General features: G+C 67.0%; 10 protein-coding genes. All 10 read right to left on the reverse strand.

The window, feature by feature from the left end:
- Positions 1-84 precede the first annotated feature (84 nt).
- Positions 85-558, reverse strand: a complete 474-nt coding sequence (rpsG, locus tag B0I29_RS09525; protein WP_111648510.1) for a 30S ribosomal protein S7 — start codon at positions 556-558, stop codon at positions 85-87.
- A 1-nt stretch (position 559) separates the two neighbouring features.
- Positions 560-934 carry a 30S ribosomal protein S12 gene (gene rpsL / locus B0I29_RS09530; protein WP_014440718.1) on the reverse strand — a complete coding sequence of 125 codons (375 nt, stop codon included), beginning with the start codon at positions 932-934 and terminating at the stop codon, positions 560-562.
- 442 nt (positions 935-1,376) lie between these two features.
- Positions 1,377-1,862 carry a hypothetical protein gene (locus B0I29_RS09535; RefSeq protein ID WP_245972374.1) on the reverse strand — a complete coding sequence of 162 codons (486 nt, stop codon included), beginning with the start codon at positions 1,860-1,862 and terminating at the stop codon, positions 1,377-1,379.
- Positions 1,863-1,905: 43 nt separating this feature from the next.
- Positions 1,906-2,253 carry a hypothetical protein gene (locus B0I29_RS09540; protein ID WP_111648511.1) on the reverse strand — a complete coding sequence of 116 codons (348 nt, stop codon included), beginning with the start codon at positions 2,251-2,253 and terminating at the stop codon, positions 1,906-1,908.
- 67 nt (positions 2,254-2,320) lie between these two features.
- Complete coding sequence (locus tag B0I29_RS09545; RefSeq protein ID WP_111648512.1) at positions 2,321-6,214, reverse strand: DNA-directed RNA polymerase subunit beta'; 3,894 nt, start codon at positions 6,212-6,214, stop codon at positions 2,321-2,323.
- A gap of 99 nt (positions 6,215-6,313) precedes the next feature.
- Positions 6,314-9,754 carry a DNA-directed RNA polymerase subunit beta gene (gene rpoB / locus B0I29_RS09550; protein ID WP_111648513.1) on the reverse strand — a complete coding sequence of 1,147 codons (3,441 nt, stop codon included), beginning with the start codon at positions 9,752-9,754 and terminating at the stop codon, positions 6,314-6,316.
- 559 nt (positions 9,755-10,313) lie between these two features.
- The gene (rplL, locus tag B0I29_RS09555) at positions 10,314-10,694 is read right to left on the reverse strand and encodes a 50S ribosomal protein L7/L12 (RefSeq protein ID WP_111648514.1); all 381 of its coding nucleotides are present in this window, start codon (positions 10,692-10,694) and stop codon (positions 10,314-10,316) included.
- A 56-nt stretch (positions 10,695-10,750) separates the two neighbouring features.
- The gene (gene rplJ, locus B0I29_RS09560; RefSeq protein WP_111648515.1) at positions 10,751-11,296 is read right to left on the reverse strand and encodes a 50S ribosomal protein L10; all 546 of its coding nucleotides are present in this window, start codon (positions 11,294-11,296) and stop codon (positions 10,751-10,753) included.
- Between the two features lie 279 nt (positions 11,297-11,575).
- Positions 11,576-12,253, reverse strand: a complete 678-nt coding sequence (locus B0I29_RS09565; protein ID WP_111648516.1) for a hypothetical protein — start codon at positions 12,251-12,253, stop codon at positions 11,576-11,578.
- Positions 12,250-13,020, reverse strand: coding sequence for an ATP-binding cassette domain-containing protein (locus B0I29_RS09570; protein ID WP_111648517.1), 771 nt, complete (start codon positions 13,018-13,020; stop codon positions 12,250-12,252). The genes B0I29_RS09565 and B0I29_RS09570 overlap by 4 nt, the downstream gene beginning before the upstream one ends.
- Between the last annotated feature and the right edge of the window lie 27 nt (positions 13,021-13,047).

Here is a 13,047-nt window from a genome sequence, read left to right on the forward strand (position 1 = left end):
TTCCATCCCTACTTTTCTTCGTCGTCGTCTCGTGGACCGGTACGACTGCCGTGGCCCGGCACATGGCCGGGCCCGCAGCAGGTCTTACCAGCGGTAGTGCGCGAAGGCCTTGTTGGACTCCGCCATCTTGTGAGTGTCCTCGCGCCGCTTGACGGCAGCACCGAGGCCATTGCTGGCGTCGAGCAGCTCGTTCTGGAGGCGCTCGATCATGGTCTTCTCACGGCGGGCCTTCGAGTACTGGACGAGCCAGCGCAGGCCGAGCGTGGTCTGACGCGGGGTGCGAACCTCGACCGGAACCTGGTAGGTCGCGCCACCAACGCGGCGGCTGCGGACCTCGAGGGTCGGCTTCACATTGTCCATCGCGCGCTTGAGGATGACCACCGGGTCGGTGCCACCGCTCTTCTCGCGAGCACCCTCGAGGGCGCCGTAGACGATGCGCTCGGCGAGCTGGCGCTTGCCGCCCACCAGGATCTTGTTGACCAGCTGAGTCACCAGCGGGGAGTTGTACACCGGGTCTGCGACCACAGGGTGGCGCGGAGCGGGTCCCTTACGCGGCATATCAGCTCTTCTCCTTCTTCGCGCCGTAACGGCTGCGGGCCTGCTTACGGTTCCGGACACCCTGGGTGTCCAGAGAACCGCGGACGATCTTGTAACGGACGCCCGGAAGGTCCTTAACACGGCCGCCGCGCACGAGCACGATGGAGTGCTCCTGGAGGTTGTGACCGACGCCCGGGATGTAAGCCGTGACCTCGATCTGGCTGCTCAGCTTCACACGAGCGACCTTGCGCAGCGCAGAGTTCGGCTTCTTGGGGGTAGTGGTGTAGACGCGCGTGCACACGCCGCGCCGCTGGGGGCTTCCCTTCAGCGCCGGCGTCTTCGTCTTGCTCGTCTTCGCCTGGCGGCCCTTTCGGACCAGCTGCTGGATCGTGGGCACCGGGTTTCTCCGCTCCCTTCGGCCGTTTCCTTGTGTTACGGCCGCACCGAGTAAGTCTGCTTCTGTGTGTGGGGGCCGCCCAGGAGGGGCGTCTCCCACACCCGCGGTCGGGCGTGTCGTCCGGCTCACGGTCCCATTACGCGTGGTACCCACGCGCTCCGGGTCTTTCTTGTCTTTGTCGGGACAGGACCCTCACCGGGTTCCGCCCGTCGTGCTGCAATACCCGTCGCACGTTCCGAGTCGGGTGCACGCACGAGTTGCCCGGGCTAGCCCGGGCACGAAGGGAAAGATTACCCATCACGAGCACCCAGGTCAAAATGAGGGCCGGGCTCCCATGATGGACATCTCCGTATACCAGTGTACCGGGTGCTTCTGCGTGACATCGTCGCGGTGCCGGAACACGGGGTCGCACGCTCCCGGACGGCGCTCGCCGAGGGGCCGTTCAGGACATCTGCAACACCAGTCCCAGCAACAGACCCAGCAACCCTATTCCCGCGCCCACCCCTCCGCAGATGATGCCGGCGATGCCGACACCGCGGCCGGTGAACCGGACCCGGCCGACCTGGCCGGAGCGGCGGATCTGCCGCAGGGCGATCATCCCGGCCGCCACCGCTCCCCCACCGGCCAGGACGCTGAGGAGAGTGAAGGCGCCACCGACCCAGGCACCCCAGCCCTCGGCGGCGCCGACAGCGTTGAAGCAGAGAGCCAGCACCGAGACCAGGATCGCGCCGATGCCGGCCACCAGCGAGCCGATCGCCAGCCCGGACGTGATGGGCGCGACACGCAGCTGCGCCAGGCCGAACCCGGTGCCGCTGACCGCATCGACCCGTTCCAGCTCCCAGCCCGCTGAGGGCGGGGCCACCGGCGGCGGGCCGTAGTGGTGCTGTGGCGGCGGGCCGTAGTAGGGAGACTGCGGCGGCTGGGTCATACCGAAAGCATGTCACCCGTATGAGCCGGGGCGCAGCCCGGCATCAGTCAGTGCCGGGCGCGAAGTCCTGTCCCCCGGGCGCCGTGGCCAGATGCAGCAGGGCGACGATCACGGCGACCACCAGCGACGTCAGCGCCAGGACCAGGCCGGCCCAGGCCAACCGCCGGCCCCGCAGGATCCACGCTGAGCCGGTCAGATAGCCACCTGCCGCATAGGCCTCACGATGCGCCTGCCGGGCCAGCAGCAGCGCGAGGGTGGCCGGGACGACCCCGCCCACAAACACACCGGTGAGCAGCCCCACAAGACCGAGCACAAAAACCGCCCGCGATTTCGTGGAGGCCACCGGGTCCGGGTCCATCGGGTGCCGTGCCGGCACCACGGAGACAGTCATGAAGCCATCCTAGAAACACTGATGGGGCGGTCGCGCTGTGCGCGACCGCCCCATCAGAAAGAAACCCTTAGCGGTACGACCCGAAGTCGAAGTCGTCCAGCGGCACAGCCTGCCCGCTGGCCGGCCCGAAGCCATAGTCGGTCTCGGGGTACCCGGTCATCGAGTACACCTTGGCCTTGGCCTCCTCGGTCGGCTCGACCCGGATGTTGCGGTACTTGGAGATACCGGTACCGGCCGGGATGAGCTTACCGATGATGACGTTCTCCTTGAGGCCCACCAGCGAGTCGCTGCGCGAGTTGATCGCAGCGTCGGTGAGCACCCGGGTGGTCTCCTGGAAGGAGGCCGCGGAGAGCCACGAGTCGGTCGCCAGCGAGGCCTTGGTGATACCCATCAGCACCGGACGACCGGCGGCGGGCTCGCCACCCTCGCCCACGAGCCGGCGGTTCTCCGACTCGAAGAGCGCCCGGTCGACCAGAACACCCGGAAGGAATTCGGTCGCGCCGGAGTCGATGACCGTCACCCGCTTGAGCATCTGGCGGATGATGATCTCGATGTGCTTGTCGTGGATGAGCACACCCTGCGAGCGGTAGACCTCCTGGACCTCACTGGTCAGGTGGACCTGGACCGCGCGCGGACCCATGATGCGGAGCAGCTCGTGCGGGTCGATGGTGCCCTCGGTGAGCTTCTCGCCGACGCCGACGTGGCCGCCGTCCGGGATGCGCAGCTTGACGCGCTTCGAGATCTTGTCGTAAACGATCTCTTCGCTGCCGTCGTCCGGCACCACGATGATCTTGCGAGAGCGCTCGCCGTCCTCGATGCGGACGCGACCGGGGGTGTCGGCGATGGGCGCCTTACCCTTCGGCACGCGGGCCTCGAAGATTTCCTGGACACGCGGCAGACCCTGGGTGATGTCCTCACCCGCGACACCACCGGTGTGGAAGGTACGCATCGTCAGCTGCGTGCCGGGCTCACCGATCGACTGGGCCGCGATGATGCCGACGGCCTCGCCGATGTCGACAGCCTTGCCGGTCGGCAGCGAGCGGCCGTAGCAGGCCGCGCAGACGCCCAGCTTCGACTCACAGGTCAGGACGCTGCGCACCCGGACCGTCTCGACGCCGGCCGCGACGAGCGCGTCCACCATGATCGAGTTGAGGTCGTCACCACGCGACACCACACGGTTGCCGTTGGCGTCGTCGATGTCGTCGGCCAGGGTACGAGCGTGCACGCCGGTTTCGGCGTGCGTGTGCACGACCAGCTTGCCGTCGACCCGCTCCGCGTCGGTCACCGCCATCGGGATCGCGCGGTCGGTGCCGCAGTCCTCCTCGCGGATGATGACGTCCTGCGACACGTCCACCAGACGACGGGTCAGGTAACCCGAGTCGGCGGTACGCAGCGCGGTGTCGGCCAGACCCTTACGGGCACCGTGCGTGGAGATGAAGTACTCCAGAACGGTCAGACCCTCGCGGTACGACGAGGTGATCGGGCGCGGGATGATCTCGCCCTTGGGGTTGGCCACCAGACCACGGATCGCGGCGATCTGCCGGAGCTGGAGGAGGTTACCGCGAGCGCCGGAGTTGATCATGACCCAGAGCGGGTTCTCCTGCGGCAGCGCGGTCTCCATCTCCTTGGAGATCTCGTTGGTCGCCTTGGTCCAGATCTCGATGAGCTCGCCGCGGCGCTCCTCACCGGTCATCAGACCACGCTGGTACTGCTTGTCGATCCGGTCGGCCTCGGCCTGGTACTTGGCGAGGATCTCCGGCTTACGCGGCGGCGCGATGACGTCGCCCATACCGATCGTCACACCGGACCAGGTGGCCCAGTGGAAGCCGGCCTCCTTGAGCGCGTCCAGGGTCGCCGCGAGGACGACCTTCGGGAAGCGCTCGGCGAGGTCGTTGACGATCGCCGACAGCTGACCCTTGCGGATCTCGTAGTTGACGTACCGGTACCCGACCGGGAGCGTCTCGTTGAAGATCACGCGGCCGAGAGTCGTCTCGACGGTGACCTGGCCACCCTCGGTCCAGTCCTCCGGCGCGACCCAGGTCTCGCCCTTGGCACCGTTGTCGACACCGACGACGTTCTGGAGACGGAGCTTGATCGGCGCCTGCAGGTGCAGCTCGCCGTTGTCGAACGCCATCCGCGCCTCGGCGTCGGAGCTGAAGACCCGACCCTCGCCCTTGGCACCCTTGGTCATGTGGGTCAGGTAGTACAGACCGATGACCATGTCCTGGGTAGGCATGGTGACCGGCTTACCGTCAGCCGGCTTGAGGATGTTGTTCGACGACAGCATCAGGATCCGCGCCTCGGCCTGAGCCTCGGCGGACAGCGGCACGTGGACCGCCATCTGGTCACCGTCGAAGTCGGCGTTGAACGCCGTACAGACGAGCGGGTGGATCTGGATCGCCTTGCCCTCGACCAGCTGGGGCTCGAAGGCCTGGATGCCGAGGCGGTGCAGGGTCGGCGCGCGGTTCAGCAGCACGGGGTGCTCGCTGATGACCTCTTCCAGGACGTCCCACACGACGGGGCGCTGACGCTCGACCATCCGCTTGGCCGACTTGATGTTCTGCGCGTGGTTCAGGTCCACCAGGCGCTTCATCACGAACGGCTTGAACAGCTCCAGCGCCATCTGCTTCGGCAGGCCGCACTGGTGCAGCTTGAGCCGGGGGCCGACGACGATGACGGAACGGCCGGAGTAGTCAACGCGCTTGCCGAGCAGGTTCTGACGGAACCGGCCCTGCTTGCCCTTGAGCATGTCGGAGAGCGACTTGAGCGGGCGGTTACCCGGACCGGTGACCGGCCGGCCACGACGGCCGTTGTCGAACAGCGCGTCGACGGCCTCCTGGAGCATCCGCTTCTCGTTGTTCACGATGATCTCGGGCGCGCCGAGGTCGATCAGTCGCTTGAGGCGGTTGTTCCGGTTGATGACCCGGCGGTACAGGTCGTTCAGGTCGCTGGTCGCGAAGCGGCCACCGTCGAGCTGCACCATCGGGCGCAGGTCCGGCGGGATGACCGGGACGCAGTCCAGCACCATGCCGAGCGGCGAGTTACGGGTGTTCAGGAACGCCGCGACGACCTTGAGCCGCTTGAGCGCCCGGATCTTCCGCTGGCCCTTACCGGTGCGGATGATCTCCCGAAGGTTCTCCGCCTCGGCGTCGAGGTCCATGTTCTCGAGCAGGGCCTTGATGGCCTCCGCGCCCATGCCACCGGTGAAGTACTCACCGAAGCGGTCGCGGAGCTCGCGGTAGAGCAGCTCGTCCGTGACCAGCTGCTTGGAGTCGAGCTTGCGGAAGGTGTCGAGCACCTCGTCGAGGCGGTCGATCTCGCGCTGCGCCTTGTCACGGATCTGGCGCATCTCGCGCTCGCCAGCTTCCTTGACCTTGCGGCGCACGTCGGCCTTGGCACCCTCGGCCTCAAGCTCGGCCAGGTCCTGCTCCAGCTTGGCGGCGCGCTTCTCGATCTCGGAGTCGCGGCCGTTCTCGGACTGCCGCTTCTCGGCGAAGATCTCGTTCTCGATCGTCGACATGTCACGGTGACGCGACTCGGCGTCCACGCTGGTGATGACGTACGAGGCGAAGTAGATGATCTTCTCAAGGTCCTTGGGAGCCAGGTCGAGCAGATAGCCCAGCCGGCTCGGCACGCCCTTGAAGTACCAGATGTGGGTCACCGACGCGGCCAGCTCGATGTGACCCATGCGCTCACGGCGGACCTTGGACCGGGTCACCTCGACGCCGCAGCGCTCACAGATGATGCCCTTGAACCGGACCCGCTTGTACTTGCCGCAGTAGCACTCCCAGTCCCGCTGAGGACCGAAGATCTTCTCGCAGAAGAGTCCGTCCTTCTCGGGCTTGAGGGTGCGGTAGTTGATCGTCTCGGGCTTCTTGACCTCGCCGTGCGACCACTGCCGGATGTCGTCAGCGGTAGCAAGGCCGATGCGCAACTCGTCGAAGAAGTTGACGTCGAGCACTTGGACTATCCCTCGTGTTTCGTTGCTCGGGTGAATTCAAGGCCGGCGGGTGCGGCCCCGGCCCGGCTGAGTTTCCTCAGACCGGCGGGGCCGCTTCCGTCAGATCTCTTCGACGCTGCTGACGCCCTCGTTCGGGCGCCGTGACAGGTCGATGCCGAGTTCCTCCGCGGCCCGGAAGACCTCGTCGTCCGTCTCGCGCATCTCCAGGGCAACACCGTCGCTGGAAAGCACCTCGACGTTCAGGCACAGCGACTGGAGCTCCTTGAGAAGCACCTTGAAGGACTCCGGGATTCCCGGCTCCGGGATGTTCTCGCCCTTGACGATGGCCTCGTAGACCTTCACTCGGCCCAGGACGTCGTCGGACTTGATGGTCAGCAGTTCCTGGAGGGCGTAAGCCGCACCATAGGCCTGCATCGCCCAGCACTCCATCTCACCGAACCGCTGGCCACCGAACTGGGCCTTACCACCGAGCGGCTGCTGCGTGATCATCGAGTACGGGCCGGTCGACCGAGCGTGGATCTTGTCGTCGACCAGGTGGTTCAGCTTCAGGATGTAGACGTAGCCGACCGAGATCGGGTCCGGCAGCGGCTCACCGGAGCGGCCGTCGAACAGCTGCGCCTTGCCGTCACCGTTCACCAGGCGCTTGCCGTCCCGGTTCACCAGCGTCGACTCGAGCAGGCCCTTGATCTCCTCCTCCTGAGCACCGTCGAAGACCGGGGTCGCGACGTTGCTGTCGGCGGAGGACTCGTGAGCCTCGATGGCGCGGAGCTGACGCTTCCAGTCCGCGTCGTCGCCCTCGACCTCCCAGCCGGTCTTGGCGATCCACCCGAGGTGGGTCTCCAGAACCTGGCCGATGTTCATACGCGAGGGCACACCGAGCGGGTTGAGCACGATGTCGACCGGGGTGCCGTCCTCAAGGAACGGCATGTCCTCGACCGGAAGGATCTTGGAGATGACGCCCTTGTTGCCGTGACGACCGGCGAGCTTGTCACCGTCCTGGATCTTCCGCTTCTGCGCCACGTAGACGCGGACCAGCTCGTTCACGCCCGGGGGCAGCTCGTCGCCGTCCTCGCGGGAGAACGTGCGGACACCGATGACGGTGCCGGTCTCGCCGTGCGGAACCTTCAGCGAGGTGTCCCGGACTTCCCGGGCCTTCTCACCGAAGATGGCGCGGAGCAGACGTTCCTCGGGGGTGAGCTCGGTCTCGCCCTTCGGCGTGACCTTGCCGACCAGGATGTCGCCGGGGACGACCTCGGCACCGATCCGGATGATGCCGCGCTCGTCCAGGTCGGCGAGCATTTCCTCGCTGACGTTGGGGATGTCGCGGGTGATCTCCTCCGGGCCGAGCTTGGTGTCCCGAGCGTCGACCTCGTGCTCCTCGATGTGAATCGAGGTGAGCACGTCCTGCTGCACGAGGCGCTGCGACAGGATGATCGCGTCCTCGTAGTTGTGGCCTTCCCAGCACATGAACGCGACCAGCAGGTTGCGTCCGAGGGCCATCTCGCCCTCGTCGGTGCAGGGACCGTCAGCGATGACCTGGCCGGCCTCGATGCGGTCACCCTCGAAGACGACCGGCTTCTGGTTGACGCAGGAGCCGGCGTTGCTGCGACGGAACTTGTGCAGCAGGTAGGTCCGGCGGTGGCCGTCGTCCTGGTGCACCGTCACGTAGTCGGCGCACAGGTCCTCGACCACGCCACCGACCTCGGCGACGACAACGTCACCGGCGTCGACCGCGGCGCGGTACTCCATGCCGGTGCCGACCAGCGGCGCCTCGGCCTTGACCAGCGGAACGGCCTGACGCTGCATGTTCGCGCCCATGAGGGCACGGTTCGCGTCGTCGTGCTCGAGGAACGGGATCATCGCCGTCGCGACCGAGGTCATCTGTCGCGGCGAGACGTCCATGTAGTCGACCTCGGTGCCAGGCACGTAGTCGACCTCACCGCCCTTACGGCGGACCAGGACGCGGTCCTCGGCGAACGTGTTGTCACTGGACAGCACGGCGTTCGCCTGGGCCTTGATGAAGCGGTCCTCTTCGTCAGCCGTGAGGTAGTGCACCTCGTCGGTGACGATGCCGTTCTCAACCTTGCGGTACGGGGTCTCGATGAAGCCGAACGGGTTGACCCGTGCGAACGTCGAGAGCGCGCCGATCAGACCGATGTTCGGACCCTCAGGGGTCTCGATCGGGCACATCCGGCCGTAGTGCGACGGGTGCACGTCACGGACCTCGAAGCCGGCCCGCTCACGGCTCAGACCACCCGGGCCGAGCGCCGAGAGACGGCGACGGTGGGTCAGACCCGCGAGCGGGTTGGTCTGGTCCATGAACTGCGACAGCTGCGACGTACCGAAGAACTCCTTGATCGCCGCCACGACGGGACGGATGTTGATCAGGGTCTGCGGCGTGATCGCCTCGACGTCCTGGGTCGTCATCCGCTCGCGAACGACGCGCTCCATCCGGGACAGGCCGACACGGACCTGGTTCTGGATGAGCTCGCCGACCGTACGCAGACGCCGGTTACCGAAGTGGTCGATGTCGTCCGCCTCGTAGCCTTCCTCACCGGCGTGCAGCCGGCAGAGGTAGTCCACGGTCTTGACGATGTCTTCCTCGGAGAGCGTGCCCCGGACGATCGGGACGTCGATCTCGAGCTTCTTGTTGAACTTGTACCGGCCGACCTTGGCGACGTCGTACCTCTTCGGGTTGAAGAAGAGGTTGTCGAGCAGGGTCTGCGCGTTCTCCCGGGTGGGGGGCTCGCCAGGGCGCAGCTTGCGGTAGATGTCTAGCAGGGCCTCGTCCTGCCCTGCGATGTGGTCTTTCTCAAGCGTCGTCATGAGCAGCTCGGACCAGCCGAACCGCTCGCGGATCTGGTCCGCCGACCAACCGATGGCCTTGAGCAGGACGGTGACGGCCTGCCGGCGCTTGCGGTCGATGCGGACGCCGACGGTGTCGCGCTTGTCGATGTCGAACTCGAGCCAGGCACCCCGGCTCGGGATGACCTTGACGCTGGTGAGGTCGCGGTCGGAGGTCTTGTCCGGCTCCTTGGTGAAGTACACGCCCGGCGAACGGACGAGCTGGCTCACCACGACCCGCTCGGTGCCGTTGATGACGAACGTCCCCTTGGGGGTCATCATCGGGAAGTCACCCATGAACACGGTCTGGCTCTTGATCTCGCCAGTGGTGTTGTTGGTGAATTCCGCGGTCACGAACAGCGGGGCACAGTAGGTCAGGTCCTTCTCCTTGCACTCCTCGATCGAGGCCTTGACCTCGTCGAAGCGCGGAGCTGAGAAGGACAGCGACATGGTGCCGGAGAAGTCCTCAATGGGACTGATCTCTTCGAGGATCTCTGCGAGGCCCGAGTGGGCGTGCGGGTCGTCCGTCGTCCGGGCCTGCCAAGCCTCGTTGCCGACCAGCCAGTCGAACGAGTCCGTCTGGAGGGCGAGGAGGTTGGGGACCTCTAGCTGCTCGGTGATCCGGCCGAAAGAGACCCGGCGGGGTGCGTAAGCGCTCGACGTACGGCTGGTCTTCGCAGGGCGGGAAGCTGCCAAGATGCGTCCTTCCGAGGACCGGTGCTGCTATGCGGCTGAGTTGCTGATGCAACTGGTCTGCGTGCACTCCAATGAGCCCCCGGGAATTAATCCTCACGGATATCCCGACAGGCATCAAGACAGAAGGCAGCGCAAACTAGCAGTGTAGCCGCTCGGCTAACCGCTGTCCAGCCCACACCCAAGGTGGTCCGCGGAACGTGCTCCCACCAGCGATGGGGCCGCTCAGAAACGCGGTAACTCTTCCTCGGGTGCCGGTCTGTGGAGGATCGGCAGGATCACCGATTACCCACAGCGCGACTGTCGCAAGCGCGGAAACTTGCTGATGTCAGCGTGCCTGTCAGGGGACACACAGTCAAGGGCTGTGCCGCGGGTCGAACCGGTGCGGTCGTCCACCCGGCACACCCAAGGGACCATAACGCATGAATAGCGAGCTTTGACAGTCTTTGCCACGTGTGCCGGTCAGGCGCTGATGAGCTGCCGAAACCGGCCGGCGATACACCGATGGCGGAGATCCAGCACGGATCTCCGCCATCGACAAGCAACGCTGAGGAGCGTTAGATCACTTGAGGGTGACCTTGGCGCCTTCGCCCTCGAGCTTGGCCTTGGCGGCCTCGGCCTTCTCCTTGTTGACACCCTCGAGGATCGCCTTGGGGGCGCTCTCGACGGCGTCCTTGGCCTCCTTGAGGCCCAGGCCGGTCAGCTCACGCACGACCTTGATGACCTGGATCTTCTTGCCGCCGTCGCCCTCAAGGACAACGTCGAAGGAGTCCTTCTCAGCCTCGGCCTCAGCGGCGGCCGGGCCGGCCGGGCCGGCAGCGGCAACAGCCACGGCGGCCTTGACGTCGAAGACGTCCTCGAACTGCTTCACGAAGTCGGACAGCTCGATAAGCGTCATTTCCTTGAACGCGTCGAGCAGCTCGTCGGTGCTGAGCTTCGCCATATCAGGCAACCTTTCCTAAGTACTGAACTTGACGTCTTACGGGTTCACGCGAGGCATCAGGCCTCGGCAGAACCGTCCTTCTCGCGATCGGCCCGAAGAGCGTCCACGGTCCGGACCAGCTGCGAGAGCGGGGCCTGGAACGTGGCAGCGGCGTTGCTCAGGCCGGCCTTCATGGCGCCGGCCAGCTTGGCCAGCAGCACCTCACGGGACTCGAGGTCAGCAAGCTTGTTGACCTCGTCCGCCGAGAGGGCTTTGCCCTCGAAGACGCCGCCCTTGATGATGAGAACGGGGTGGGCCTTGGCGAAGGCACGGAGGCCCTTGGCCGCCTCGACCACATCGCCCTTCACGAAGGCGAGCGCGGTAGGACCGGTGAACAGAGCGTCGAGACCCTCGATGCCCGCATCGGTCGCCGCACGCTTCGCGAGGGTGTTCTTCGCGACCACGTACTTCGCTTCGCTGCCCAGCGAGCGACGGAGCTCGGTGAGCTCCTTCACGGTGAGGCCGCGGTATTCGGTCAACACGGTGGCCGCAGAGGCACGGAACTGATCCGTGAACTCGGCGACGGCCGAAGCCTTGTCGGCCCGGACCGGCTTGTCCGCCATGTCCCTCCTCTCTCAGTGATACAGCCACTGGTCGAGAGGGTCCGTACAAGCAAAAACGCCCCGGCGCAGGGGCACGGGGCGGGACCAGGCACGCTTGCGCTTGCCGGAATCACAACCGTTTCGCCCTGCGCAGGTCGCCCGCTTGTGCGGGACCTTCGGCCGCGGCGTCCGTCGTGGTGACGGTCACTGCGGCGACCAGCGGTCTATGGGTGGAACTTCAAGAAGGAACAGTACGCGGACCGGCCACGAAAAACCAAATCGATGTGCGCTTCGTCCTTTCTAGGCACGGGCTCGACGCAGCCGGGCATAGATCCCGAGGGCGGCGGCGCACCAGAGCAGCGTCCGGATGACCAGCCACAGCAGATCCCCGGCAGCCGGGGCGGCGTCCTCGCTCAGCGCCCGGGCCGTCGCCATCACCGGCGGCACCAGCCACGGCGCGATCGAATCGCTCAGACCCAGCACGACCGCCAGCACCCCGCCGCTGACCAGGACCGCCACTCCGGGCATCACCCGGCGGGTGACGGCCCGGCCGGCCAGTGCACCGAGCGCGAGGGCGCCGGCCAGCGCCAGCAGGTGGGCCAGCACTCCGAGCAGGATGCCCACCCCGATCGCCGGTCCGCTGATCCCGCCGAACGCCCAGGGCGCCAGCATCGCCAGCGCGCACACCCCCGCGCCGAGAAGGCCGGCTGCCAGCAGACCCGCCGCTGCCTCCCGAGCCGGGCCGACCGCAAGTCGGGCCAGGCGGCGCTGCACGTCCGGCTCGGTGTCCAGCACCAGCTTGGTGATCCAGGCCAGCACGGCGAAGAGGGCGGCGGCCGAATATCCGTACGCGGCGGCGGCTCGTGAAGGGCCGCCTCCGTAGAGGATCGACAGGACCACCAGCACGGCCACCAGGGGTGCGAGGCAGCGGCCACTGCGGACGAAACCGGCCACCCGCATCCAGGCCAGCGCGATCATCGATCCTCCTCGACGGTGGTGTGCTTCTCGCGTACCGAAAGGCCGTTTTCGCGTACCCCAAGAACGCGGTGACCGGCCGCACGCAGCTGGACCACCGCGGCGGCGGCCTCGTGCCGCCGGACGGCGACCTCGACGATCAGCTCGTCCGTCTCGGGTTTTGCCTGCGTGGTGGTGGTGCGCAGCTCGCCGGCGGCGAGGGTCCAGTGGCGAGCGCCGGGGAGGTTGGCGATCTCTCCCCTGTGGTCGCTCACCAGGACCACTCCCCCGGCGTCGGTGACCTCGGTGACGATCTCGGGGATCAGGGTCCGGGAGGCGGCGTCCAGGCCTTCCCATGGCTCGTCGAGGACCAGCAGGCCGGGCGGGGTGAGCAGGGCCTGGGCCAGACCGACCTTCTGCGCGGTGCCCTTGGAGAGATCGGCCAGTGGGGTGTCCGCGTGGGCTGCGAGGCCGAGGCGCTCGATCCAGGGGTCGGCGGCGCGGGCAGGCAGGCCGCGGACCGCGGACATCGCGTGCAGGTAACCGAGCGCGGTGAACGGCTGAGCGGCCGGGAAACGCTCCGGAACCCAGCCCACGACGGACGGGCGGTCCCGGATCCGGCCCCGCGTCGGGCGCAGGACGCCGGCCGCGAGCTGGAGCAGCGTGGACTTGCCGGCGCCGTTTGGTCCCAGCACCACGATGGTGTCGCCGGGTGCGGCGGTGGCTTCGGCGCCGCGCAGAGCCCAGGGTGCGCGGCGGGAGTACCGGAACCAGAGGCCTTCGAAAAGCATGGCCGGAAGGATGCCACGAAAAAGGCC

It is taken from the genome of Actinoplanes lutulentus (genome assembly GCF_003259845.1).
Taxonomy (GTDB): domain Bacteria; phylum Actinomycetota; class Actinomycetes; order Mycobacteriales; family Micromonosporaceae; genus Actinoplanes; species Actinoplanes lutulentus.

Coding starts and splice junctions, on each gene's coding strand:
- rpsG (WP_111648510.1), bottom strand. CDS start 558: ATGCCGCGTAAGGGACCCGCTCCGCGCCACCCTGTGGTCGCAGACCCG.
- B0I29_RS09535 (WP_245972374.1), bottom strand. CDS start 1,862: ATGACCCAGCCGCCGCAGTCTCCCTACTACGGCCCGCCGCCACAGCAC.
- B0I29_RS09540 (WP_111648511.1), bottom strand. CDS start 2,253: ATGACTGTCTCCGTGGTGCCGGCACGGCACCCGATGGACCCGGACCCG.
- rplL (WP_111648514.1), bottom strand. CDS start 10,694: ATGGCGAAGCTCAGCACCGACGAGCTGCTCGACGCGTTCAAGGAAATG.
- rplJ (WP_111648515.1), bottom strand. CDS start 11,296: ATGGCGGACAAGCCGGTCCGGGCCGACAAGGCTTCGGCCGTCGCCGAG.
- B0I29_RS09565 (WP_111648516.1), bottom strand. CDS start 12,253: ATGATCGCGCTGGCCTGGATGCGGGTGGCCGGTTTCGTCCGCAGTGGC.
- B0I29_RS09570 (WP_111648517.1), bottom strand. CDS start 13,020: ATGCTTTTCGAAGGCCTCTGGTTCCGGTACTCCCGCCGCGCACCCTGG.